This is a genomic window from Janthinobacterium sp. GW458P, assembly GCF_002127585.1.
Taxonomy (GTDB): domain Bacteria; phylum Pseudomonadota; class Gammaproteobacteria; order Burkholderiales; family Burkholderiaceae_D; genus Janthinobacterium.
The window spans coordinates 1-25077 of the sequence record NZ_NEGZ01000027.1 but is presented as its reverse complement, the minus strand read 5'-3'; the positions used below and the strand labels follow the sequence as shown (position 1 = coordinate 25077).

Sequence of the window (25077 nt, the reverse complement as noted above, 5' to 3'; positions counted from 1 at the left end):
TTGCACCCGGCCGGCAACATGGCGCGCCGTTGCCGGCCAGGGGCGTCCTTACTTGACGGAGCGATCGAACAGCGCCTTGTCAAAACGCAGGGTAATGACTTCGGTATCGTCCGGCTTGCCTGGCTTGCGGCCGTCTTCACCGGGGTAGTTCGTGTCAATTGCCACGACCAGCGTGTGGGCATCGAGGACTTCAACGCTCTCCACCGAGTCGAAAGGCATGCTGAACTTACCCACGGGCATATTGCTCGCCTGCCCGCCGATGCCTTTGGGGTCGGCGATGTTCAGCAAGTCCACCAGCAGCGTTTTCCTGAGGGCGCCATCAGCCTCTTTCTCCTTCAGGTCGACCAGGTACAGGCGCTTGATCACGGCCTTGGTGCCCCAGAAGCCGTCGCGCTCGATCAGCACGAACTTGCTGCCGCCGACATTGCTCATGTCGCCGATCACGACGCCATTATCCTTGGCCGCGCCATCCTTGCGGTACACGAGGTTCTTGCCCGTGTAGCGCATGGCGGCGGGGTCGAACTCGAAGATGTTCAGGTAGCGCTCGTCCGCGGCAACGGGCCGCAGCGATGGGTCGCTTGGCGCCGCTTCCGGCACCGCGTAGAGCAGGCTGCGGTCGGCGTTATAGGCCAGGCTTTCGAAGCCGCGGCTGCCTGACAGGGTGATGCTGGTGCCCTTGGCCAGCACTTCCGGATTGGCCGGGCTGCGCAGGAAGGGATGGGGAACAGGATCGCCCATGAGCGTGCCGTTTTTGTCGAAGTGCAAGATATACGGACCGAACTCCTCGCCCACGAAGTAAGTGCCATCGGCGGCGCGCGCGAGCGATTCAATGTCGAAGTCAAAACCGGTCAGCAGGCGGCCCGCGCGAATGCGCGCATCGACGGCGATACCGCTGTCGGAAAAGACCAGCCCGCCGGAGGTGTTGCTCGGGTAGTTGACATAGTCGGCCGTGATTTTCAGATCGACGCCCTTGCCGTCGTTTAAGAAACCCCTGGCGTCGTTGAAGGCCAGGAAGCTGTTGATCTTGATGCTGCCCGGCGTCTTGCTGGCGTCTGCATCCGTGCGGAAGTTGATGCTGACGTTATACAGGCCGAGCACGAAATCGGCCGAATTGCCCTTGGCGCCGTAGCCATTGTCGGCCATGGCAGTCCAGTTGCCGTCGTCATTCCTCAGCAGAGCGGAAAAGCCAGGAATCGGCACGCCATTGGCAAACGGCGGGCTGACGCCAAGCGCCGCGGCCGTGAACTGTCCGGAAATCGGCCCCGGCCAGCGCGCCGTGTCAGGCAACGCTGCCCAGCCGACAAGCTGGTGCGGCAGTCCCTCCCCCTCCTTGGGCACCGCGTCGGGAGCTGCAGAGGAACTGCCGCCGCAGGCAGCCAGCATGCCGCTGACCATCACGATGGCCAAGCCGCGGCACCAATTCAAACCGCTCAAATGACAACGCATATTTGCTTCCTCTACAAGATGAATGGAGAGGAAAGCTTACCGGCCTTCGGTGACCAGTCTATGACATGCGTCGCTATCGCGCGGGGCAGATGCAGGCAGCGCGCGCACCGCCCGGGCCCGTCAATTGCAGCGCACTTCCCCGAAATGCTGCGCCAGGCTCAGGCCCAGTCCCTGCTCCACGGCGTTTTCCACCTGCGCGGCCAGCGCGGCAGCCTCTTCCGCCGCCTTGATGTCGCGCTCGTTGGTGGAGCCGGCCGGATAGCCGGAGTTCACGCGCATGCCGCCGAAGACGAACAGGCGGTAGACGTCGGCCAGCGTAATGCGGTTGACGTTGCCCAGCAAGACCCAGTGGTCGGAACTGTCGGCCACGCGCTTGCCCCACTGCACGCGCACGGCGCCATCCACGTTGACTCGTCCCACCCAGCCCTGCTGCACCATCTTGTCGAGCAGGGTTTCCATTTCCTCGAAGCCCAGGCGCGTGCTGCGGCGGATCTCGGCCGCGCCCACCAGGGCCGAGTCGGCGCAGTGGCAGGCGCGGTGCAGCACTTTCAGGATGGCGACGGCGTCGACGAATTCGCTGCCGGGCGCCGCCTCGTACCACCAGCGCTCGTATTTCACGACGGGCAGCGCCGCCACCAGCAAGGCGCCCACCAGCGTGATCATCCAGCTCAGGTATATCCACACGAGGAAAAGCGGCAAGGCGGCCAGTGCGCCGTAGATGCGCGAATACGTGGGAAATTCCTGGATGAACTCGCCGAAGCCGCGTTTCGCCACCTCAAAGGCCAGCGCTGCCAGCAAGCCGCCCCAGGCCGCGTCGCGCCAGTCCACGTCGCGGTTCGGCACGGCGATGTACAGCAAGGTGAAGGCCAGCATGGTCAGGCCGACCGACACCAGCGTATAAAACACGGCGCCGAGGAAAGGCACGGCGCCCACCACGCCGCTGGTGGCCATGAAGACGCGCGACGTCACCGTCAGCGACACGCCCACCAGCAGCGGGCCCAGGGTGACGATGGCCCAGTAGACAAGCAAACGCTTGGTCCAGCGGCGTTCCTGGCGCACGCGCCAGATGCGGTTGAAGACGCGCTCGATCAAGCCCATCATGCCTACCGACGTGACGATCAGGGCGCCCGCGCCGATGGCCGACAAGCGCGTGGCCTTCGAGGCAAATGTCGTCAAATAACCGAGGATGGTGTTCGAGATGCCCTTGGGCATCACGCTTTGCACGAAATAGTCTTCCAGCGCGTGGCGGAAGGTATTAAACAGGGGGAAGGTGGTGAAAATGGCCAGCGCCAGCGTGAGCAGGGGCACCAGCGCGAACACGGTGGCGAACGTCAGGCTGCCGGCCACCTGCGGCAGGCTCTCCTCGCGCACGCGGCGGCGCGCGAACTGCAGCAGGTCGCGCGTTTCGGACCAGGTCAGGCCGCGCACGGCGGCCAGTCCCATGCTCAGGGCGCGCCACAGGTATTGAAAGATGGGGAATATATATTTTGAAAACATGTGCAAAATCAGAACGGCGCCATGACAGCAGTCGTATCAGGCTGTAAAGCGCCCTATAATACCAATGATGAAGCCAACCAATCTGATTATTCTCGTATTGTTTTATTCACGCCATGGCGCCACGCGCCAGTTGGCCGAGCTGATTGCCCAGGGAGTGGAAAGCGTGCCCGGTTGCGACGCCCGCCTGCGCACCGTGCCCGCCGTCTCCACGGTGGCCGAGGCCACGGCGCCCGAGGTGCCGCCGGACGGCGCGCCCTACGTGGAACTGGACGACCTGCAGGAATGCGCAGGCCTGGCCCTGGGCTCGCCCACGCGCTTCGGCAACATGGCCGCCGCCATGAAGTACTTCTGGGACGGCACGGCCAGCGACTGGCTGGCCGGCAGCCTGTCCGGCAAGCCCGCCTGCGTGTTCACGTCCACGGGCAGCCTGCACGGCGGCCAGGAATCGACCTTGCTGTCGATGATGATCCCCCTCTTCCACCACGGCATGCTGGTCATGGGCCTGCCCTACACGCACCCGGAACTGATGACCACCTCCACCGGCGGCTCGCCCTACGGCGCCACGCACTGGTCGGGCATCGCCGGCGACAAGGCCGTCAGCGACGATGAAAAGCGCCTGGCCGTGGCCCTGGGCCGGCGCCTGGCGGAAAACGCCGTGAAACTGGCGGGCGCATGATGCACGGCGTTCTGCACAAGTATTTTCACTGGGGCGCCATCGCCAGCCTCGCCACCCTGATCGTCTGGTGCCTGGCGTGGGAAACCGTCGTCGCGCCCCTGCATCCGGGCGGCTCCTGGGTGGCCCTGAAAGCGGCGCCCCTGCTCATCCCCCTGTATGGCGTCATCAAGCGCGACGTGTATACCCTGCAATGGTCGTCGATGGTGATCCTGCTGTATTTTACCGAGGGCGTGGTGCGCGGCTACAGCGACACGAACCCTGCCTCGGCCCTGATGGCCTGGGGCGAGGCGGCCATCGTCTGCCTGTATTTTGTCTGTGCCGTGCTGTATCTGCGCCCGTATAAAAAGGCAGCCAGGCGCATGGCCAGGGAACTGCTGGAAAAAGTGAATAAAGTGAGCATCAAGAAATGAGTCTACAGCCCATGCATGACCAAGCCGACTTCCTCGCCGCCTGCCGCGCCCTGCTGGGCGGCAGCTACGTCCTCACCGAGCATGCCGACATGGCACCCTTCCTCACCGACTGGCGCGACCGGTTTACGGGCAAGGCGCTGGCCGTGCTGCGTCCCGCCAGCGTGGACGAAGTGGCCGGCGTGCTGCGCGCCTGCGCGCAATGGAAGATTCCCGTCGTGCCGCAGGGCGGCAATACGGGCCTGGTGCTGGGCAGCATTCCCGACGCGGCCGGCACGGCCGTCGTGCTGTCGCTGGCGCGCCTGAACGCCATCCGCGCGCTCGACCCCGTCAACCGCACCATCACGGTCGACGCCGGCTGCATCCTGCAAACCATCCAGGAAGCGGCGGCCGCCGCCGGCTGTTTGTTCCCCTTGTCGCTGGCGGCCGAAGGCAGCTGCACCATCGGGGGCAACCTGGCCACCAACGCGGGCGGCACGGCCGTCTTGCGCTACGGCAATACGCGCGAGCTGTGCCTGGGCCTGGAAGTGGTCACGCCGCAGGGCGAGATCTGGAGCGGCTTGCGCGGTTTGCGCAAGGACAATACCGGCTACGACTTGCGCGACCTCTACATCGGCGCTGAAGGCACCCTGGGGGTCATTACCGGCGCGGTCATGAAACTGTATCCGCAGCCGAAGGCCTGCATCACGGCGCTGGCCGCCATGGACTCGCCCGCCCACGCCCTGCGCTTGTTAAGCCTGATGCAAGACCATTGCGGCGCCAGCCTGACGGGATTTGAACTGATGTCGCAGTATTGTTTGCAACTGGTAGCCGAGCAGTTCCCCCAGCTGCCGCGCCCTTTCGCGCAGCAGCACGGCCAGTATGTGCTGCTCGAGCTGTCCAGCAGCCAGTCCGAGGCGCACGCCGTGGAACTGCTGGAAGCGAGCATCGGCGCGGCCCTGGAAGAAGAGTTGATCGCCGACGCCGTCGTCGCCAGCTCCGTGGCGCAGTCCGAAGGCCTGTGGCAGCTGCGCGAACATATTCCGCTGGCGCAGGCGCAGGCGGGCAAGAACATCAAGCACGATATCTCGCTGCCGATTTCCCGCATCGCCGACTTCATCGCCGTCGCGGATGCGGCCCTTGAGTCAGCCTTCCCCGGCTGCCAGCTCGTGTGCTTCGGCCACCTGGGCGACGGCAACCTGCATTACAACGTGGCGCCGCCAGCCGGCATGACGGACACGGTATTCCTGTCCAACCAGGACGCCATCAACCGCATCGTGCATGACCGGGTGGACAGCTTTGGCGGCTCGATTTCGGCAGAACACGGCATCGGCGCCCTGAAAAAGGCCGATCTCGCCCACTACAAGTCGCCGCTGGAACTGCGGCTGATGCGCGCCGTGAAGCAGGCGCTGGACCCGCAAAACATCATGAATCCGGGGAAAATCCTGTGAAAGCGCCGTCCATCCTGCTCTGCGCCATGGCCTTGCTGGCCGGCTCCGCCAGCGCGCAGGGCGTCTACAAATGCGTGAAGGACGGCCAGACCAGCTACAGCGAAACGCCGTGCACGGACGGGCAGCTGCAGATCATCGAAGTGCCGCCGCCACCGGCCGCCGTCGACAAGGGCGCGGCCACGCGCCAGGAGCGGGTGGCCAGCCAGCTGGAATCGGCGCGCAGGCAGCGCGAGCAGCTGGAAGACCAGGCGCGCGAGCGGGCCGCCAGGCAGAAGGAAATATATGACAAGCACTGCGCCCAGCTGCGCCTTGAGCAGAAATGGGCGGCGCAGGACGCCGTCGGCGCCGGTGATAAAACCCGCAATGCGGCGCAGCTGAAGGCGCGGCGCGCCGGCGAGCGCCTGGCCGTCGAATGCCTGAATTGAGCGTGCCAGAGGCAAAGCGGACGTCGCAAGGCCTGCTGTCGCGCTGGCTGCTGCTGGGCGAATGGCGCGCGCATCCCGTGCGCGCCGTCGTCGCCATCCTGGCCATCGCCGTCGGCGTGTCGCTGGGCTTTGCCATCCATTTGATCAACGCGGCCGCCTTCAATGAATTTTCCACGGCCGTGAAAAGCCTGTCCGGCCAGGCCGACGTGCAGGTGGCAGGGCGCGAAGCGCTGTTCGACGAAGCCGTCTATCCGTGGCTGGCGCAGCGCGACGGCGTGGCCGTGGCCTCGCCCGTGCTGGAACTGCAGGCGGGCGTGACCGGCAAAAGCAGCAACGATGGCGCCCCGCTGCACATCCTGGCGCTCGACGTCTTCCGCGCCGGCTTCATCTCGCCCGACCTGATCGGCGCGCCGGCCGAGGGCCAGCCCTTCGACACCCTGTCCGACGACGCCATCTTCCTGTCGCCGGCCGCCTTGCGCTGGCTCAATCTGGCGCAGGGCGACAATCTGTCCCTGCAAGCGGGGGCGGGCAGCGTCTCCCTGCGCGTGGCCGGTTCGCTGCAGCGCGCGCGCGCCGGCCAGCGCATCGCCGTGATGGATATCGGCGCGGCGCAGTGGCGCTTCAACAAGCTGGGCAAGCTGTCGCGCATCGACTTGAAACTGCGCCAGGGCGTCAACCGCGACGCCTTCCAGGCCGCATTGGCGAAGGAACTGGAAGCGCGGTACCCGGGACGCTTCCAGGTGGGCCAGCCCAACGACGACAAGCAGAATAGCCGCAACAATAACCTCAGCCGCGCCTACCGGGTCAACCTGACGGTGCTGGCCCTCGTCGCCCTGTTTACGGGCGCCTTTCTGGTCTTTTCCACGCAGGCGCTGTCCGTCATCCGTCGCCGCAGCCAGTTCGCGCTGCTGCGCGTGCTGGGCATGGAGCGGGGAACCTTGCTAGGCCAGGTGCTGCTCGAGGGCGCCAGCCTGGGCGTCGTCGGCGCTGGCCTGGGCATCGCGGCAGGCTATGCCATGGCCGCCGTGGCCCTGCGCTTTTTCGGCGGCGACCTGGGCGCCGGCTATTTCGCGGGCGTGCAGCCGCAGGTGCAGTTCACGCCCGTCGCCGCCTTCGTCTACTTTGCCCTGGGCCTGGGCGTGGCCTTGCTGGGCTGCGCTGCGCCCGCGCTGGAAGCGGCCCGCGCCGCCCCCGCCATCGCCCTGAAATCAGGCAGCGAGGAAGTGGTGACGACGCGCCTGGCGAAAACCTGGCCCGCACTGGCTTGCCTGCTGCTGGCCGGCGCATTGACCCTGCTGCCGCCCGTGTTCGAGCTGCCCCTGTTCGGCTACCTGTCCATCGCGCTGCTGCTGATCGGGGCCATCGCCCTGATGCCGCAGCTGGCGGCCGTCGTCTTCCGCGCCCTGCAAGCCGCCTGGCTGCGCACGCAAGCGAGCCAGCACGCGCCCGTGCGCAGCCTGACCCTGGCGCGCCTGGCGAACGCCTCGGGCCAGGCCGGCATCGCGCTGGGCGGCGTGCTGTCAAGCTTTAGCCTGATGGTGGCCATGGCCATCATGGTGTCGAGTTTCCGCGTCTCCGTCGACGACTGGCTGCTGCAGATTTTGCCGGCCGACGTGTATGCGCGCACCTCGGCCAGCAGCACGGCGGCCCTGAATCCGCGCGAACAGGATGCCATCCGCGCCCTGCCCGGCCTGGCCAGGGTGGATTTCCAGCGCGTGCGCAGCCTGTCCCTGGCCGCCGAGCGCCCGAACGTGATCCTGCTGGCACGCCCCATCAATCTGCGGGACCCGGGCAAGAGCATGGTGCTGGTGGGCGACACCCTGCCCGTGCCGGCTGGCCAGAGGCCCGTGTGGCTGTCCGAAGCGGCGGCCGACCTGTACCGCCACCGGCCGGGCGAGCGCATCGCATTGCCGCTGGCGGGCGGCCTGCACACGTTCTTCATCGCCGGCGTCTGGCGCGACTATGCGCGCTCCTCCGGCGCCATCCAGATGCCGCTGGACGACTACCGCGCGCTGACGGGCGACATGGACGTGAGCGACGCGGCCCTGTGGCTGGCCAAGGATGCCACGGGCGAGCAGCTGCAGCAGCGCCTGAAAGCGCTGCCCTTCGGCGCCAGCCTGGAAGTGTCGAACCCGTCGGCCATCCGCGCCCTGAGCCTGCAGATCTTCGACCGAAGCTTCGCCGTCACCTATCTGCTTGAAGCCATCGCCATCGTCATCGGTCTGTTCGGCGTGGCCGCCACGTTCTCGGCGCAAACGCTGGCGCGCGCCCGAGAATTCGGCATGCTGCGCCATGTGGGCGTGACGCGCGGGCAGATTTTAGCCATCCTGGCGCTGGAAGGGGGCGCGCTGACGGCGCTGGGCATCGCCACCGGTTTTGTCCTGGGCCTGTTGATCAGCTTTGTGCTGGTGTTCATCGTCAATCCGCAATCGTTCCACTGGACCATGCAGCTGCACCTGCCCTGGCCGTTGATCGCCACCGTGGCCGCGGCCCTGCTGGCGGCCGCCGCCCTCACTGCCCTCATCGCGGGGCGCCAGGCGCTGTCCGCTGGCCCCATCCGCGCCGTCAGGGAGGACTGGTAATGCGCCGTTTGACTTGTTTATTGTTGTTCTGCAGCGCCGCCGCCGTCGCCGCGCCGCCCGCCTTCGCCCCCGTCACGCCGCTGGCGGCCGGCCAGACCCTGCGCATGCCGCACGATTTCGGCGCCCACCCTGCCTACAAGACGGAGTGGTGGTACGCCACGGGCTGGGTCAAGACCGCCGGCGGCGAGCAGCTGGGCTACCAGGTGACCTTCTTTCGCAGCGCCACCGCTGCCGATGCGATGAATCCCAGCGCCTTCGCGCCGAAACAGCTGATCATCGGCCATGCCGCCCTGTCCGACCCGAAAGTGGGCAAGCTGCTGCACGACGAGAAAAGCGCGCGCGAAGGTTTCGGCCTGGCCTACGCCAGGGTGGGCGACACGGACGTGAAACTCGACGGCTGGCGCATGCAGCGGCAAAAGGACGGCAGCTACCGGGTCAGCCTGGCCGCGCGCGATTTTTCACTGCAGCTGACCCTCGCGCCCACGCAGGCCGTGCTGCTGCAAGGCGTTGGCGGCTACTCGCGCAAGGGCGCCCGGCCCGCGCAATCGAGCTACTACTACAGCGAGCCGCAGCTGCGTACCACGGGCACGATCGCCCGCGCGGGCGGCAAGGCAGAAGCCGTGACGGGCGCCACCTGGCTCGATCACGAGTGGTCGAGCCAGGTGCTTGATGCGGATGCCAGCGGCTGGAACTGGATAGGCGCCAACCTCGACGACGGCGGCGCCCTGATGGCCTTCCAGATCCGCAGCAAGACAGGTGCTAAACTATGGGCGCACGCGACATGGCGCGATGCGTCCGGCAAGATGACGCAGTACGCGCCCGGCGATGTCGATTTCACGCCCACGCAGCTGTGGCGCTCGCCGCGCACGCAGGCCGAATACCCGGTCGCCACCGAGATCCGCACCGGCGCCATGCGCTGGCAGATCAAGCCCTTGCAGGCAGACCAGGAACTCGATTCGCGCCGCTCGACGGGCGCCGTCTACTGGGAGGGCGCCGTGACGGTGGCGCGCGACGGCCAGCCCGTGGGGCGCGCCTACCTGGAAATGACGGGCTACGTGCAGCCGATGAAGTTATAAGCAATTGTGAACATGTAAGACCGGATACAGTACCTACCAAGCGAAAACCAATGACAACCAGTACAGATACAGGCAATACCAGCAGCACAGCGACAAGCGCAGCCCCTTCCCCCGACACCGGCGCCAGCCGTGAACTGAAAAAAGGCAGCCTGGCGGCCTTCAAGGGCTTGCTGCCCTTTCTGACGCCGTACCGCAAGCAGTTCTTCCTGGCCGGTATCGCGCTGGTGGTGGCCGCCGCCTCCACCCTGGCCATCCCCGCCGCCTTCAAGCAGATGATCGACCTCGGTTTCGGCGGCGCGGCCGGCTCGAAAAGCATCCAGCATGTCGACCTGGTGTTCCTCGCCCTGTTCGGCGTGGCGTCCATCCTGGCCTTGGCCACGGCGGCGCGCTTTTATACCGTGTCGTGGCTGGGCGAACGGGTCACGGCCGACATCCGCAGCGCCGTGTACCGCCACGTCGTCACGCAAAGCCCCCAATTCTTTGAAACCACGCAGACGGGCGAAGTCCTGTCGCGCATCACCACCGACACGACCCTGATACAGGCCGTCGTCGGCACCAGCATCTCCATGGCGCTGCGCAACGTGCTGCTGTTCCTCGGCGGCCTGGTGATGCTCTTCGTCACCAGCGCCAAGCTGGCCGGCATCATCATCGGCCTGTTGATCCTCGTCGTCGTGCCCATCATCGTCTTTGGCCGCAAGGTGCGCAAGCTGTCGCGCGATTCGCAGGACCGCATCGCCGACGCCTCGGCCATGGCCGGCGAAATCCTCAACGCCATGCCCACCGTGCAGGCGTTTACGCACGAGAAGATCGAATCGAAGCGCTTTGGCGACTCGGTCGAAGGCGCTTTCATGACGGCCATGCGCCGCATCCGCGCGCGCGCCCTGCTCACCGTGATCGCGATTTTGCTGGTCTTCGGCACCATCGTCTTCGTCCTGTGGCTGGGCGCGCGCGCCGTGCTGGAAGGCGCGATGACGGGCGGCGACCTGGGCCAGTTCATCCTGTACGCCTCCATCGTGGCCGGCGCCATCGGTGCGTTGTCCGAAGTCATGGGCGAAGCGCAGCGCGCCGCCGGCGCCACCGAGCGCCTGCTGGAATTGATGGCCGTCAAATCGGAAATCGAGTCGCCGGCCACGCCCCTGCCGCTGCCCGCGCGCGCCGCGAATGGCGCCGCCTTGACATTGACCGACGTCATGTTTTCGTATCCGTCGCGCCCCGACACCCACGCGCTCGACCACGTCAGCCTCGACATCCGCGCCGGCGAAACGGTGGCCGTCGTCGGCCCTTCCGGCGCCGGCAAGACCACCCTCTTCCAGCTGTTTTTGCGTTTTTATGACCCGCAAAGCGGCAGCATCCGCCTCGACGGCGTCGACATCAAGCAGCTCGACCTGCACACCCTGCGCGATGCCATCGGCATCGTGCCGCAGGATACGGTAATCTTCTCGGCCGATGCCATGGAAAACATCCGCTACGGCCGCGCCGGCGCCAGCGACGAGGAAGTCATCGCGGCCGCAAAAATGGCGGCCGCCCACGAATTCATCGAGCGCCTGCCGAACGGCTACAAATCCTTCCTCGGCGAACGGGGCGTGCGCCTGTCCGGCGGCCAGCGCCAGCGCATCGCCATCGCCCGCGCCCTGCTGAAAAACCCGCCGCTGCTGCTGCTCGACGAAGCGACCAGCGCGCTGGACGCGGAATCGGAACGCCTGGTGCAAAAGGCGCTGGAAGCGGCCATGCTGGGCCGCACCACCGTCATCATCGCGCACCGCCTGGCCACCGTGCAGCGGGCCGACCGCATCGTCGTCATGGAAGACGGCAGGATCGTCGAAACGGGCACGCATGCGTCGCTGGTCGCGCTCGGGGGCATCTATGCCAATCTTGCCGCACTGCAATTCCATCACGTACAGCTCAATCCAGCGGAATAATCATGAACGCACTTTTCCACGCCAACCTGGGCATCACCGATTTCTGGACCTTTTTACTGGGGACCATCTTCATCGTCATCCTGCCCGGCCCCAATTCCATGTACGTGCTGTCGGTCGCCGCCCAGCGCGGCGTGCGGCCCGCCTACCAGGGCGCCTTCGGCATCTTCGCCGGCGACCTGATACTGATGGTGCTGTCGGCCTGCGGCGTGGCCTCGCTGCTGAAAGCCAGCCCGGCCCTGTTCTATGTCGTGAAATACATCGGCGCGGCCTACCTGGGCTGGATCGGCCTGCAGATGCTGATAGGCTGCTGGCGCAAGCTGCGCGCGCCCGCTCCCGCCGAAGGCGAGGCGGCGGCCGCGGCTGCCCCCGTCAAGGAAAGCGAGCCGTTCCGCAAGGCCCTGATCATCAGCCTGATGAATCCGAAGGCCATCCTGTTCTTCATCTCGTTTTTCATCCAGTTCGTCGATCCGGCCTTCCCGAACCCCGTGCTGTCCTTCATCGGGCTGGGCCTGATCTGCCAGGTGATCAGTTTTACCTATCTGACGGCCATCATCTTTGTCGGCGCCCGCCTGGCCGAGACCTTCCGCCGCCGTCGCCGCCTGTCGGCAGGCATGGGCGGCGGCGTGGGCGCCATGTTCATCGGCTTTGGCGCGAAACTGGCCACGGCCACACTGTAACTGTACCGGAGATGCGCCGTGACCGCCTTGACCGAGATTGAACTGCGACAGCGTTGCCACACCGTCCTGCCGGGCCACCGCCAGCCCGCCCCAAGCGCCACCTTCGCCGCCATGGCCGCCTGGTGCGAGACGAACGGCATCGCGCACGACACCTACGGCGAAGGCGCGCTGATCGAACAGTTCGAGGACAAGATCGCCGGCCTGCTCGGCTTCGAGGCGGCCGTGTTCTGCATCACGGGCACCATGGCGCAGGTGACGGCCCTGCGCCTGGCCTGCCAGGACCGGGGGTCTTCCCTGGTGGCGCTGCACCCGACGTCGCACATCCTGCGCCACGAGCGGGGCAACCATGAATTGCTCGACCACTTCAAGGGCCTGATGCTGGGCGACCCGCACCGTCCGTGGACGGTAGACGACCTGCGCGCCGTGCCCGATGCGCTGGGCGCCGCGCAGGTCGAGCTGCCGATGCGTGAAATCGGCGGCCAGTGTCCGTCGTGGGAGGAGTTGAGCGACATCAAGCGGCACTGCCGCGAGCGCAATATCCATCTGCATATGGATGGCGCGCGCCTGTGGGAAGCGCAGGCCGGTTTCAAGCAGCCCCTGTCCGCCATCTGCGACGGCTTTGACTCCGTCTACGTGTCGCTGTACAAAGGCATCGGCGGCCTCGGCGGCGCCATGCTGGCCGGCAGCCGCCCGTTTGTCGAGCGGGCGCGCGAATGGTTCCGCCGCCAGGGCGGCAACATCGTCCACCGCACGCCCTACGTGGTGGCCGCCGCCATGCAGTTCGATGCGCGCCTGGCCGCCATGCCCCGCTATTTCGCGCGCACGCAATGGCTGTACGCGCTGCTGCGCGACTTTCCGGCCATCGCCGTCAATCCCGCCCAGCCGCAGGCCAACATGCTGCACCTGCACCTGCCCGTGCCGCGCGAGCGGGCCATCGCCATCCGCAACCAGGCGGCCGAAGACCACGGCATCTGGCTGTTCGGCCGCGCCAGCCACGCGGCACTCCCCGGGCACAGCGTGGTGGAATGGTATGTGGGAGACAACCTGCTGGAACTGCCGGACGACAGCGTGCGGCATGCCTTGCGCCTGCTGGACCAGGCCATGCGCGCCAGCGCATAATCGCGCAGGCCCGCGCAGGTCGGGTTGGCGCACGGCGCGCAAGCCGACACCGCCACCATCGTGACCAAAAAAAAGCGCCCGGAGGCGCTTTTTTCATTCATGGCCGCCGGGTCGGCCGCCACTACCTGCTTAGAACTTGTAGTTATAAGCGAGACCGATCAACTGCATGCGGGTCTTGAACAGGCCCTTGGTGGTTTCACCGTTGCCGGTGCAGCCAGTCTTGACAGGCGAGCAGTCGTTTGTGTAGTTGACGTCAGCATCCTTGAAGTCGATATAGCTGTAGGCCAGGTCGATCGAGGAATTGGCGTTCAGCTTCCAGTTCGCGCCGATCGAATACTGCATGCGGTCGCTGTCCGGCAAGGCCGGGTGGCGCAGTTCCGCGCTGCGCACTGGCGCCTGGTCGTGGGCGATACCGGCGCGCAGCATCAGGCTGTCGCTGTACTTGTAGTTGGTGCCCAGCGAGACGCGATAGGTGTCTTTCCAGTTCTGGCGGATGCGCTCGGCGCCTTCGGCCGTCGGCGGGAACTGGATGTCCAGGTTCTGCAGGCGCGAAGTACGGGTCCAGGTGACGTCGCCCATCAGGGCCCACTTGTCATCCATCTGGTGGAAGGCGTTGACCGACAGGGTTTCCGGCGTGCGCAGTTCCACCAGCGCCTCGGAATTGACCTTGTTCGATGCCTTGGCGATGAAGGCGTTCACGGCCGGGTTGCTCGTCACTTGCGAGAAATCCCAGATGGTGCTGCCCTTGAGCTTGTGCGAGATCGACGAACGGTAGGCGATGCCGAAACGCGTGCCTTCGTTCAGCTGGTACAGGTAGCCCAAATTGAAGCCGAAGCCCCAGTCATGGCCATCCATCGATGCGTGACCATCATTGATCGGGCCCTGCAGCGCGGCACCGGCAGCTTGTGCGGCTGCCAGGCCCTGGGTCTTGGCGATATTGGCCAGGAAGGCCTGCGATGCGGTCGGCGCAAATTTGCCCAGGAAAGCGACCGAACCAGGCACGTCCACGCCCTGGCCCAGTTCCGCCTTCATGTATTCAGCCGTCACGCCGAAACCGAACGAGTGATGCTGGTCCAGCTTGAACGACACGGAAGGATTCAGGGCGATGGCTTCGAGCTTGATATTGGTGATCGCATAGCGGCCATACCAGTCATTGCCGTAGTCGAGCTTGGCGCCATACGGCACGAACAGGCCCGCGCCGACCGTCCATTGATCGTTGATTTTCTTGCTGGCGTACAGGGCAGGCGCGAATACGGCGTCCGGCGCATAGTCCTTGGTGGCGCTGAACGGCTTGTGATTGTCAGGGACGGGGGCGAAGAAGGACTTCGAACCCGAATCCGTATAGGTCGAATGCGGCACCACCAGGGTGCCGCCGCCGACGAACTGCGTGCCTTCCAGGCGCGACAGGCCGGCCGGGTTGTAGAAAATGGTGGAAGCGTCGGCCGCTTCGGCGCCGCTGGCGTCAGCCGTGCCCTGGGCGGACACGCTTTGCGAGCCGAAACGGTAGCCCGATGCCTGGGCGGTGGAAGCGATGCCGGCGCATGCGACGGCGATGAGGAGGGGCAGATATTTATGTTTCAAGTTAGTCTCTCTTTATTATATGGATGGTCTTCGTCACATTGTCCCGGGCGGCTCAACCTCACCCGTCCTGCACTGTTCTTGCCGCCGTGAACTCCAATCCACTGACGGCATGTGCGAAGCATATAATATTTTCGAAAAAAAAGCGAACGATCGCTCTTTTTACGAAACAGTGTTGTTTTCCTCACCTTGCACGACGCTGTACGGCGGCAATACCGGCGCCGGCAGCGGGATCAAAAACCGCTTGCGCATCAGCGCCAGCATCTGCTCGGCCGGCACGGGGCGCGAGATGAAATAGCCCTGCACTTCATTGCACTGCAGGCCGCGCAGGATATCGAGCTGTTCGCGCGTTTCCACCCCTTCGGCCACCACGCTCATGCCCAGCGCATGCGCCATCGACAGGATGGCGCGCACGAAGACCTCGCCCTGCTCCGAGCGGCCCAGTTCCATGGTGAAGGCGCGGTCGATCTTCAGGCCGTCCATGGCAAACTTCTGCAGCTGCGACAGCGAGGAATAGCCGGTGCCGAAATCGTCGACCAGCAGGCGCACGCCCAGCGCGCGGATGGCCGACAGCTGCTCCACGGCGCGGTTCTGCTCATCCATCATGGCCGATTCCGTGATCTCCACCTCGATCATGCGCGCGTCGATGCGGTGGCGCGCCAGCGCGGACGCCAGCACCTGGTGCACGTCGCCGCGGCCGAACTGGCGCGCCGAGACGTTGATGGACACGGGCACCAGCTCCTGTCCTGCCGCCTGCCAGTGCGCCATCTGCAGGCACACTTTTTCGATGACCACCTCGCCCAGCTGCGAAATGAGGCCGCTGCTCTCGGCCACGGGAATGAATTCCAGCGGCGGCACCATGCCGTGCAGCGGATGGCGCCAGCGCACCAGCGCCTCCATGCTGCACAACTGCCCGCTCAGGGCGTCGACCCTCGGCTGGTAGACGACGAGGAACTGGTCCTGCTCCAGCGCCGCCACCAGGCTTTGCTCCAGTTCGCGGCGGTTGCGTATGGTTTCGAACAATTCGGGCTGGAAGAAGCGATGGTGGCCCTTGCCCGCCACTTTCACGGCATACATGGCGATATCGGCGTTCTTCAGCAGCACGTCCGTCTCGGCACCGTCGCGCGGATACAGGCTGATGCCGATGGAGGCGCCCATCTTGTGGCGTTCGCTGCCCAGGTAGAACGGCTCGTCGAAGGCGATGGCGATGCGCTGGGCCACCTGCTCGGCGCGGCTGTCGTCCTCCACCGGGTCGAGCACGACGACGAATTCGTCGCCGCCCAGGCGCACCACGTGGTCGCCCGGCCGCAGCACGGCCTTCAGGCGCAAGGAGGCGGCGCGCAGCACCTTGTCGCCCTCGGCGTGCCCCTGCGTGTCGTTGATATCCTTGAAGCCGTCGAGGTCGATGAACAGCAGCGCCAGCATGTGGCCCGTGATGGCGGCGCGCGCCAGCGCCCCGGGCAGGAATTGCTGCAGCCAGTAGCGGTTGGGCAAGCCCGTCAAGCCGTCTTCGTTGGCCAGGCGGCGCAGGTCGCGCTCGTGCTCCTTGGCCGTGCTGATATCCTGCAGGGTGACGGCCAGGCGGTCGCCGCTGCGCACGAGCCGGCGGCGTATCCAGCGCAGCTTGAATGGGTTGCCATCCGGCAATTCAATCTCTTCCTCGGAAAAGCCCGACTGCATGGCGGCCCGGTAATTGTGCATCAGGTCGCGGAAATACGGTTCGTGCGCGCGCGACTGCAGGCGCATGCCCAGCAGCTGCTCGCGGCGCACGCCGAAATAGCCGGCGCCCGGCTCGTTGCAGTCGACGATCTCGAAGTCGGCAATGGCGCCGTCGCCGTCGCGCAGGGCGGCAATGATGTAAAAGCCGTCGCTCGTGCCCTCGGTAGCCATGCGGTAGGCGTTGCGCACGCCTTCGGACTGGTGGTGGCGCCAGGCCAGGCGCAGCGACAGCACGGTGGCGACGACGGTAAAGGCCAGCAGCAGCAGGGTCACGGCCAGGGCGATGCCCGTGTAGATGGTGCGCGTTTCCTCGTAGGGGTGCAGCATTTCGCTGTCGGCCAGGCCCACGACGGCCGTGAATGGATAGGCTTTCAGCGCCTGCCAGCCCACGTAGCGGTTTTGCTTGTCGGAAAAAGCGAAGCGGCCGCCCGACTCCATGGCGCCGCCGTCCGTTTCCAGGAAGCTCGTATCGAGGAAGGGCGCGCCGCCATGCGCCCCATGCACGGGCAGCACGCGCGAGCCCAGGCGCATGCTGAACAGCTCGCCCTCTTCGCCCACCATGGCGGACATGCCCAGCTTGCCGAAATTGACGCTGTCATAGAACTCGGAGAAATAGCTGGAATGGATGGAAATGAGCAGCACGCCGTCAAAATTGCCATCCTCGTCTTCCAGCCGGCGCGTGAAGTGCACGAGGGTGTCGGCGGGGCCGGCGGCGGACGGGAGCGCGTTCGCCCGTCCCAGGGCGATGCGCAAGGCGCTGGAATTGCTGCGCCAGTGGCGCAAGAGGAAATCGCTGCGCTCGTTCGTGCGCAGCCGCGTCAGAGGCGCCGTAGCCGTCACGGGGTGGCCCTTGCGGTCGAGGATGGCAACGATGGCAAATTGCGGCAAGGCATACATGCCCTGCGTCTTCAGTTGATCCAGGCGCAGGTGGCCGCGCGAGTTTTCCCATTCATACTTGAGCTGCAGGGTCAGCTGGTCCATCTGCTCCAGGGTGCGCAGCAGATACTGGCTGTAGGCTTTCGACTGCGAGGCCACGCTGTCGAGCGCCTGCTGCTGCGCCACCTTTTTTTCCGCCTCCAGCTGCAGCAGGGTGGCCGTCCACAGCACGGCGCACAGGGCCAGGCACAGCATGGGCCAGGCGAGGATCAGGCGCAAGTTAGCCTTGAGAAAGTCGGCCCTGCTCATTTCCACCACGGCGGCGTTATTATTATTTACAAATTGTCGCAAAAACATGGTGCCAGCATCTGCCGTTTCTATATTTCTTTAGGGACACACAAATTACCACAGAGTCATGTTTACAGGGGATATGAGCGTGTAATTATGTGCGTATCCCGCATCCCGCCTGTCGCGCCTGCGTTACAATCACCATCCTTACCGTTGGAGAAATACATGCAGCAATATCAAGATTTGATCAAGACCGTGCTCGAAACGGGCAGCTGGCAGGACAACCGCACGGGCATCCGCACCCTGAGCGTGCCGGGCGCCATGATGCGTTTCGACTTGGCTAACGGCAATTTCCCTGCCGTGACGACCAAGAAACTGGCTTTCAAATCCGTGATCGGCGAATTGTGCGCCTTCCTGCGCGCCTCGCGCAATGCGGCCGAATTCCGCGCGCTGGGCTGCAAGGTGTGGGATCAGAACGCCAATGAAAATGCGCAATGGCTGGCCAACCCCTACCGCGAGGGCGAGGACGACCTCGGTCCCGTGTACGGCGTGCAGTGGCGACTATGGCCCGCATATAAATTGCTGGACGCGGCCAAGCCGGCGCAAATTGCCGACGCACAAGCCAACGGTTACACACTGGTCGCCCCCATCGTCGAAGACGGCGTGCAAAAAGTCTTGCTGTACAAGGCCGTCGACCAGTTGCGAGAATGCCTGGACACCATCATGACGAACCCGGGCAGCCGGCGCATCCTGTTCCACGGCTGGAATCCGGCCGTGCTGGACGCCGTCGCCCTGCCCGCCTGTCACTTGCTGTACCAGTTCATCCCGAACGCCAGCACGCGCGAAATTTCACTGTGCTTATATGTGCGCAGCAACGATATCGGCCTGGGCACGCCGTTCAATATCGCCGAAGGCGCCGCCCTGCTGCATCTGGTGGCGCGCCTGACCGGCTACACGCCGCGCTGGTTCACGTATTTCATCGGCGACGCGCACATCTATGAAAACCACCTCGACATGGTGGAAGAGCAACTCAAGCGCACGCCGTTCCCGGCGCCGCGTTTCGTCATTTCCGAACGCGTGCCCGACTACGCCAAGACGGGCAAGTACGAGCCGGAATGGCTGGAAAAGATCGAACCGTCGGATTTCTCGCTGGAAGGCTATGAACACCACGCGCCCATCAAGGCCGCGATGGCCGTCTGATGGCGGTCTCGCCGCTGGCCGCGCTGCACCGCAAGCTGTTTGACGAAACGGACGGCGTCAAGTTTTCCAAACTGAAAGACCGGCTGCTGAAAAAGCATGCTGCCGACGAGCGGCAAGCCGTGCTCGACATCCTGATCGCCTACGCAAGGGAAGGCCAGCTGCTGCACTGGCGCGCCTTCCTGATGAGCGATATCGTGCATCTGGTGGAAGGCAGCCAGCATGCGGCATTTTTTGCATGGGCACTGGGGCAGCCGGAACTGGCCTACCGGGCCGTCGACGGCTTGCTGAAAAGTATCGGCGTGGAAGCGTATGCGCCGCTGGTGGCGCTGGCGGCGTCCGGCGCCACGCGCCTGGACGTGCGCGCCAGGGCGATCAAGAGCCTGGCCGTGTTCAGCCGCCAGCCGTTTGACCAGGGCTTGCCGTCCGATCCCGGCCACTGGAAGGCGGAACAGCTGCGACTAAGCGCCGTGCTGGCCTGGCAAGCGGACGGCTATCCTGACGGTGCAGGCTACAAGGCGCCCGCCACGCATGAGACGCTGACCCAGCCGCTGTCGCGCCTGGAAATAGCAGCCGCCTTCCTGGAGCGCAACCTGGCGCTGCGGCGCCAGCGCGAACAGGACCTGGCGCAACCGTCGAACTGGCTGACGGTCGCCAGCGCCAAGGACATGGCCGGGATCGACGCGCAATGGGTCTTGCCGGAGATCTACCGCCGCTTCCTGGAATGGTATTCGCCGCTGCGCGTACATGTCGACGGCAAACGCTTCCCCCGGGGCCTGCACCTGTACGGCGCGGCCGAGCTGGTGAAGGCCCAGCACGGCTACTCCGTCCATGCCGTGAGCCTGCGCACAATCGCGGCCTGGCCGCCGAAGCTGGTGGTCATTGCCGATGCGGGCGGCGATCCGTACTGCGTGCACCTGGAAGAAAGAAGCATCGACGGCGACTTGCCCGTGTACCGCGCCGAACATGGCACGGGCGGATGGCGCTTCGAGCTCCATACGGACGATTTCATCGGCTTCCTGCACGAGATCGCGCTGGCGGCCTAGCCCGCGTCGCCTGCCGGTCCTCCCGGGCCGGGACCGCCCGTGCCGCCTGGCCCCCGCCCGCCCGGCGGACCGAAGCGCGGTTCGCGCTCGCCCTCTTTCGCCGCCGACGCGGCGCCGCCCAGGCGGTACGACAGCCCCACATAAATCATGCGTCCATCGAAGCGCCGCGTGCTCGTCTCGCGCAGGGAAGCGCTGTTGATGACGGTTTCCATCTTGTTGCTGCTGAACACATCGGTCACATTCATGACCAGGCTCAATTGCGGCGTCACCGTGTGGCGTAGACTGAGGTTCAGGGTATTGTTCGGCGAACGGTAGCCCTGTCCCGACAGCATCTTGCCTTGCATTTGCAAGGCCAGTTGCAGCTGGTTGGCCGGATCGATCTGGTAATTGAGGCGCGCGCGGCCGCTCAGGGCGTTGGCCGTGCGCGTGCTGCGGTTGCCCAGGTCGTCGGAACTGGTCTGCTGGCTGCGCGCCAGGTTGCCGCTCGTGTTCAGGGTCAGCGAAGGCGTGAGCTTGCCGCTGACGCTGAACTCCAGGCCGCTCGAATGGCTGCCCTCGCCGTTTTCGCGCGTCGTCAGCAGCACGTTATCGCTGATAAAGTAGCGGTAATCGACGATAGCGTCCGTGTCGCGGCGGTGGTAGGCGCGCAAGCTGCTTTCCAGGCCGGCGATCTTCGTTTCATAGCCGACCTCGAACGAATCCGTCTGCGTGGGTTTCAGCTTCGGATTGCCGGCCGACACATTAAATTCGTCGCGGTAAACCACATACGGGTTCAAATCGCCCGCGTTCGGGCGGCGGATGCGGTGCGCATAGCTGAAGCGCAGATTGCTCTCGTCGCTGACCTTGTACGTGGCGAACAGGCTGGGAATGTAGTTGACGTAATTGTTGCCGGCCTCGACGCCGCTGGTGATCTGGCGCACGGTCAAGTCCGTGTATTCGGCGCGCACGCCGGCCAGCGCGCCCCAGCGCTCGCTCAGGCGCATCTGGTAGGAGCCGTACAGGGCCACGGTGCGCTCATCCATCTCGAAACGGTTGCTGCGCATGCGGTTGACGGTTTCAAGCAGGCCGCCCGGCTTGATGTCCGCGTACAGGGTGTCGAAACTGCTCTGGTTGTCGGCCACCTTGTAGCCGAGCTTGGCCGTGCCGCCCGCCAGCGGGCGCTCGTAGTCGCCGCTGAAGTCGACGATGCGGTTGCCCGTCTCGCTGTGCTGGCGCGCGCGGCTGTCGTAGGCGTTCACGGGCGCGACCGCGTAGGTATTGGCGTAATCGCTGTCGCTCTCGTTGGTCGAGGACGACACGCGCAGGTCGATCTTGAGGGTTTCGCCCGGCAATTCTCCCTTGTGGTCGTAGCGCGCGCCCCAGCTGTAGTTGCGGCTGTCGCCATTGCGCACGGTGCTGCGCACATAGTCGGCTATGGTGCTGCCCGTGCTGTCACCGTTGATATAGCGGTCGAGCGAGCGCTGGTCGTTGCTGCGCCCGTTATACGAGACGCTGGCGGCCAGGGTGTCATTGGCGTTCAGGTTGTAATTGACGGTGCCGTGCAAACCCAGCGAGTCGTTCAAGCCGTTGCTGGTGGAATGCTGGCTGCTGGGGGCGAAAGCACCGGTGCCGCGTTCCAGGCGCTCACGGCTGACCTCGCCCACGGAATTGCGCCCGTCGTGGCGCACATTGATGCCGCCCTGGTAGCCCCACGGCCCTTCATTGTACGAGCCGGAGACGGAGCTGTTGTAGCGCCCGGCAATGCCCGCATTCGCATTCACGGTGGCAAAGCCGCCCGGCTTGCGGTTGCGCCGCATCACCAGGTTCAGGATAGGCCCGCCGCCCGCCTCGTTGCCGAACTGGGCGCCGGGATTGTTGATCACTTCCACCGATTCGATATCGTCGGCCGCCATGGCGTTCAGGGTGGCGCCGCGCGCATCGCCCTGCAGCATGGCCGAGGGCTTGCCATCGATCAATATCTGCACATTGCTGCTGCCGCGCAGGGACACGGAACCGTCTGGATCGACGGCAACGGATGGCACATTGTTCAAGGCGTCGGCTGCCGTGCCGTTGCTGCTGCCGACATCGGACTTGACGTCGTAGACTTGCCGGTCGATGCGGCCCGTGGGACGTTCGGCCGTCACGCTGACGGACGGCGGCGCGTCCACGGCGGGCGCCTTGGCAGGCGGCTTGACGACGGTATCACCGGTAATGGTTTGCGCCTGGACAGCGGCGCCGGAGACGAGCAGGCTGCCGCCCGCCAGGCAATGGAAAAAAAGTTTATGCATTTGGCTAAAGATAATCGAGACGCTACGGATGAGGCACTACGCCGCAGCGTGAGAGCACATGCCAAGCATGCCACGATTGCAAGGAGCAAAGCAAATGCGAACCATTGTTATTTACTTCAATTTACAAATCTCCGGCGCTTGTGGCATTCCAGCCTCATGCCATGCAGCTTGCGCTGCCCGGGATATCTCCGCAGCCCGTAAGTGTCGCAAGCACCGTGTTGCCATGGCCGGCACCCGCGTCGCGCACGTATTTGGGGGCCTGGCGCAGATGGGGGCAAGCCGGTCCGCTGCCCGGACATGGCGCGAATCCAATCGCATTGCTGCCGCTTCGCCGGCCGCGCAACGAGCCGTTTCTCGAACATGGCGAAGTAGCGTCAAGTGTTCGCCGGCCTCAAAAACGGTACGCCAGGCTCGCCAGCAAGGTCGGAGTATGGGTCGACGATTCTGTCTGCGACGCCCCTCCGCGGGTACGCCAGGCCAGCGTCACGCCTCCAGTCCATGCGGCGCCTGCGTACCGAACGCCGACGCCAGTGCCGGCCAGCGTGCGCCGGTTGCTCGTGCTCGCCCAGGCGTCCTTGCTGATGTCAATTCGCCCCATATCGTAGAAGACGAACGGCACCGCCGCCCCGCTTGTGTAGCGTACCTCGGCCTGTGCCAGCCAGCCGCTGTCACCGTACGCTTCACCGTTCGGATACGCGCGCACACCGTTCACGCCACCAATGCCCAGCTTCTCAGACGGGTCGAGGTTGTTCCCCGCGCGCTGCACCGAGAGGCGACCATAGAGGTCAATCTTGCTATTGAGGGACTGAAGACGCGCCAGATCGATGTTCAGCTTGGAGAAACCGCCGGCCGTGCGGGCGCTTGCACTGTCCATGGCCTCGCTTGCCTTATCCAGTCCGAGGCGCCCATGCACCCACGAGACGACGCCGTAGGTGATGCCGGCGTAAATGAATTGGTCGCGCACGTCAAACGAGACACTGACCGGCACGACTGTACTTCGCTTGTCACTGGACGACGACGTCGCCCCTTGGCGGTCCTGCAGCGACTTGCGGTCGACGCTTGCCGAGACAATCAGATTGCGCGACTGCGAGCGGATGATGGGATAGCTCATCCCGACGCTCGCCACGTCCGCCGTGCCGCGGGCACCGAGGGCCGCGAAGCTGCCGGCAAGTTCGTAGTACGAATGCGTGTAACTGGCGCGTCCGCGCAAGCCGCTGTAGCCGAGCGGTGCCGCATACGCCACCGATCCGAACCACATTTGGGCATCCGTATATAGCGCCTGCAGGGAAAGCTGATCACCGAGCATGAACGGACTGTCGGCATCCAGGCTCGCGTGGAGACGCATGCGGCCAGTCGCCCGCGTACCAAAATTGTCTAGCCCCGCTTCCCCCTTATAGCGATGGTCCCTTTGCACATCGACGATCAAGTCGCCGGTGCCGACCTCCTTTCCAGGGCGCATCAGCGGCGCCGTGACAATGCCTGGCTGATCGTTCAATAGCAGGGTCGTGCGCTCCAGCATATGCGCCTCGATCAAGGTGCCCTTCGGCAGTGCCGACAGGAAGCCTTGCGCCCCTGACGTCAATGCTCCATCACCTGTCGCCTGCACAAGACCATAGCGACCTTCGAGGATCTCGATGCGCAGTTCGCCAGCGGACAGGTCCTGTTGTGGCAGGTAAGCTCGCGCGAATGGATAGCCGGCCTGCTGGTAACGGGAGGTAATGTGGGTGGCGAGCGCGGACAGGCCGGCGAAGTCATATGTCTTGCCAGTGACAGGGCCAAGGCCGGCGAGCAGCTCCGTACTCGGGATCTGTGTGTTGCCGTTTATCGTCACGCGCTGCAGCGTTATTTGCATGCCACCGGAAACCTGTTGCGCCGGTTGAGGCGCAGGCAGCACGCGCAGCGTGGGTGCCGCGCGGCTGGTCGGCTGCGGCAGCGTACGCGCATTTTCCTGCAGCAGTGTGCCCGCGTCAGGCACTTGCTGGGCAAGCGCGGGCATGCAGGTCGTGACGAACAGCGTCATCGGCAAAAGAGTGGATGAATGCTTCATGGCGTACTCATGATCAGGGTGTGTCAAAGACTGTTCGGCGCCGGGGAGTTGTCGGTATCGCTGCTTGCGCTGGCAGGCATGCGGATGCCGCCAGATACGACCATCACATCGAGATACTTGACATCACGGTTGGCACCTGCACCTTGGCTCGACGATTGGCGACGCTGCGGGGTGCTGGCCGGTGCTGCATTGGCACCGGCCTCCCCGCCCATAGCAGTCTGCGCTGTGCCTGACTGCGGCGCGGTCACGCTTTCAGCCACGGCGACATAAGCCAGCCCGCCTACCGCGGGCGCGACAAACGACGACGCAATACCTACCGCCTGCGGCGTGATCGTCGCCGCTGCGGCAGTAGCAGATGAGTTTTCCCGGGCCGGTGCCGTCAATATGCTGCCTGTGCTTGAGCTTGACGCAGGCATGACGTAGTTGCCGGCATCGGCACCGATCAACGTGAGACCAGTGACGCTGACCGGAATGGCAATACCGGGGGCTGACTGTGCGAATTTCGCCGTGGCCGACGTGGCATCGAGGTTAATGATATCGTTGGCGACGAGCCCTGCAAGCGTTCCTGGCGTTGAAATCGTCGCCGCCGTCGTGCCATCAGCCGTTTTATCGGCAACGGCGAGACCGCTCACGCTAACAGGCTTCGGCGTGATGGCCGCCGTCACGCTGGCGGGCGCATTCACGCTGTAGTTCGCCGCCAGGCCTGTGCCGTCGCCCAGCTGGCCGCCGCTCACGGCCACGGTCTTGCCGTTGCCGGCATTCTTGTCACTGAATGCGCCGCTCAATGCGCCCAGCGTCACGGTTT

18 protein-coding genes are annotated in these 25077 nt (G+C 65.1%); 11 read left to right on the top strand and 7 right to left on the bottom strand.

Annotation, left to right across the window (positions count from 1 at the left end; genetic code table 11):
* Positions 1 to 48: 48 nt before the first annotated feature.
* Positions 49 to 1434 (bottom strand): esterase-like activity of phytase family protein, encoded by a 1386-nt coding sequence (locus tag CBW50_RS15995; protein WP_253251949.1) that lies wholly within the window; start codon positions 1432 to 1434, stop codon positions 49 to 51.
* Between the two features lie 132 nt (positions 1435 to 1566).
* Entirely contained in the window at positions 1567 to 2943 is a 1377-nt protein-coding gene (locus tag CBW50_RS15990; protein WP_226935948.1) for a YihY family inner membrane protein, read from the bottom strand.
* Positions 2944 to 3010: 67 nt separating this feature from the next.
* On the opposite strand from CBW50_RS15990, the gene wrbA reads away from it, so the two are divergent.
* From wrbA to CBW50_RS15945, 9 genes are read left to right on the top strand one after another with little or no spacing between them, the layout of a single operon-like run.
* Complete coding sequence (gene wrbA, locus CBW50_RS15985) at positions 3011 to 3619, top strand: NAD(P)H:quinone oxidoreductase (protein WP_086146544.1); 609 nt, start codon at positions 3011 to 3013, stop codon at positions 3617 to 3619.
* Complete coding sequence (locus CBW50_RS15980) at positions 3616 to 4029, top strand: DUF2069 domain-containing protein (RefSeq protein ID WP_086146477.1); 414 nt, start codon at positions 3616 to 3618, stop codon at positions 4027 to 4029. The genes wrbA and CBW50_RS15980 overlap by 4 nt, the downstream gene beginning before the upstream one ends.
* 11 nt (positions 4030 to 4040) lie before the next feature.
* Entirely contained in the window at positions 4041 to 5456 is a 1416-nt protein-coding gene (locus CBW50_RS15975) for an FAD-binding oxidoreductase (protein WP_226935946.1), read from the top strand.
* A complete protein-coding gene (locus CBW50_RS15970; RefSeq protein ID WP_086146475.1) occupies positions 5453 to 5881 on the top strand; it encodes a DUF4124 domain-containing protein in 429 nt (142 codons plus the stop codon). The genes CBW50_RS15975 and CBW50_RS15970 overlap by 4 nt, the downstream gene beginning before the upstream one ends.
* Positions 5869 to 8463 (top strand): FtsX-like permease family protein, encoded by a 2595-nt coding sequence (locus CBW50_RS15965; protein WP_086146474.1) that lies wholly within the window; start codon positions 5869 to 5871, stop codon positions 8461 to 8463. Before CBW50_RS15970 ends, CBW50_RS15965 begins: the two co-directional genes overlap by 13 nt.
* Positions 8463 to 9539 (top strand): lipocalin-like domain-containing protein, encoded by a 1077-nt coding sequence (locus CBW50_RS15960; RefSeq protein ID WP_086146473.1) that lies wholly within the window; start codon positions 8463 to 8465, stop codon positions 9537 to 9539. Before CBW50_RS15965 ends, CBW50_RS15960 begins: the two co-directional genes overlap by 1 nt.
* A gap of 50 nt (positions 9540 to 9589) precedes the next feature.
* Positions 9590 to 11458 (top strand): ABC transporter transmembrane domain-containing protein, encoded by a 1869-nt coding sequence (locus tag CBW50_RS15955; protein ID WP_086146472.1) that lies wholly within the window; start codon positions 9590 to 9592, stop codon positions 11456 to 11458.
* A gap of 2 nt (positions 11459 to 11460) precedes the next feature.
* The gene (gene leuE / locus CBW50_RS15950; RefSeq protein ID WP_086146471.1) at positions 11461 to 12135 is read left to right on the top strand and encodes a leucine efflux protein LeuE; all 675 of its coding nucleotides are present in this window, start codon (positions 11461 to 11463) and stop codon (positions 12133 to 12135) included.
* 27 nt (positions 12136 to 12162) lie between these two features.
* Positions 12163 to 13254, top strand: a complete 1092-nt coding sequence (locus CBW50_RS15945) for a low specificity L-threonine aldolase (RefSeq protein ID WP_086146543.1) — start codon at positions 12163 to 12165, stop codon at positions 13252 to 13254.
* Between the two features lie 129 nt (positions 13255 to 13383).
* Here CBW50_RS15945 and CBW50_RS15940 read toward each other — a convergent pair whose 3' ends face one another.
* The gene (locus tag CBW50_RS15940; protein WP_086146470.1) at positions 13384 to 14835 is read right to left on the bottom strand and encodes an OmpP1/FadL family transporter; all 1452 of its coding nucleotides are present in this window, start codon (positions 14833 to 14835) and stop codon (positions 13384 to 13386) included.
* A gap of 159 nt (positions 14836 to 14994) precedes the next feature.
* Complete coding sequence (locus CBW50_RS15935) at positions 14995 to 17784, bottom strand: EAL domain-containing protein (protein ID WP_226935944.1); 2790 nt, start codon at positions 17782 to 17784, stop codon at positions 14995 to 14997.
* Positions 17785 to 17940: 156 nt separating this feature from the next.
* Here CBW50_RS15935 and CBW50_RS15930 point away from each other — a divergent pair, with 156 nt between their 5' ends.
* Complete coding sequence (locus CBW50_RS15930; RefSeq protein WP_086146469.1) at positions 17941 to 18915, top strand: thymidylate synthase; 975 nt, start codon at positions 17941 to 17943, stop codon at positions 18913 to 18915.
* A complete protein-coding gene (locus CBW50_RS15925; protein WP_086146468.1) occupies positions 18915 to 19958 on the top strand; it encodes an SMI1/KNR4 family protein in 1044 nt (347 codons plus the stop codon). Before CBW50_RS15930 ends, CBW50_RS15925 begins: the two co-directional genes overlap by 1 nt.
* Here the strand turns inward: CBW50_RS15925 and CBW50_RS15920 are convergent.
* The 3 genes from CBW50_RS15920 to CBW50_RS29390 all read right to left on the bottom strand — a co-directional run.
* Positions 19955 to 22225 carry an outer membrane beta-barrel family protein gene (locus CBW50_RS15920; protein ID WP_086146467.1) on the bottom strand — a complete coding sequence of 757 codons (2271 nt, stop codon included), beginning with the start codon at positions 22223 to 22225 and terminating at the stop codon, positions 19955 to 19957. The two genes, CBW50_RS15925 and CBW50_RS15920, sit on opposite strands and share 4 nt — an antisense overlap.
* A 391-nt stretch (positions 22226 to 22616) precedes the next feature.
* Positions 22617 to 24272 carry a ShlB/FhaC/HecB family hemolysin secretion/activation protein gene (locus CBW50_RS15915; RefSeq protein WP_086146466.1) on the bottom strand — a complete coding sequence of 552 codons (1656 nt, stop codon included), beginning with the start codon at positions 24270 to 24272 and terminating at the stop codon, positions 22617 to 22619.
* Positions 24273 to 24295: 23 nt separating this feature from the next.
* Positions 24296 to 25077 (bottom strand): YDG domain-containing protein (locus tag CBW50_RS29390; protein WP_253251948.1); only part of this gene is annotated, 782 nt, incomplete at its 5' end.